This window comes from Streptomyces sp. SID12501, from assembly GCF_010550245.1.
GTDB lineage: Bacteria > Actinomycetota > Actinomycetes > Streptomycetales > Streptomycetaceae > Streptomyces.
The window spans coordinates 1-422 of sequence record NZ_JAAGLU010000776.1 but is presented as its reverse complement, the minus strand read 5'-3'; the positions used below and the strand labels follow the sequence as shown (position 1 = coordinate 422).

The following is a 422-nucleotide window of genomic DNA, read 5'->3' as shown; positions in this document are numbered from 1 at the left end:
CAAGTCCGAGAACGCCACCGTGACCCTGTGCCACACCGGTACGCGCGACCTCTCCGGGCTGCTGCGACAGGCGGACATCATCGTCGCGGCGGCGGGCGTGCCGCACCTGGTCAAGCCGGAGGACGTGAAGCCGGGCGCGGCGGTGCTCGACGTCGGCGTCAGCCGTGACGAGGACGGCAGGATCGTCGGGGACGTCCACCCGGGCGTCGCCGCGGTGGCGGGCTGGATCTCGCCCAACCCGGGCGGCGTCGGCCCGATGACCCGCGCGCAGCTGCTGGTGAACGTGGTCGAGGCGGCGGAGCGGATCACCAGTGCGGGCTGAGCACGACGCGGACGGCGGCCCGACCGCCGGGGGCGAGCCGGAGCCGGGCGGACCGGGCACGCGCCCGGAGCCCGGTACCGGCGCCGCTACGGGGACGGAC

1 pseudogene is annotated in these 422 nt (G+C 76.3%); it reads left to right on the top strand.

Going from position 1 to position 422, the window contains the following annotated elements:
• A pseudogene (locus G3I71_RS48410) lies at nt 1-322 on the top strand (bifunctional methylenetetrahydrofolate dehydrogenase/methenyltetrahydrofolate cyclohydrolase); the annotation flags it as partial.
• Between the last annotated feature and the right edge of the window lie 100 nt (nt 323-422).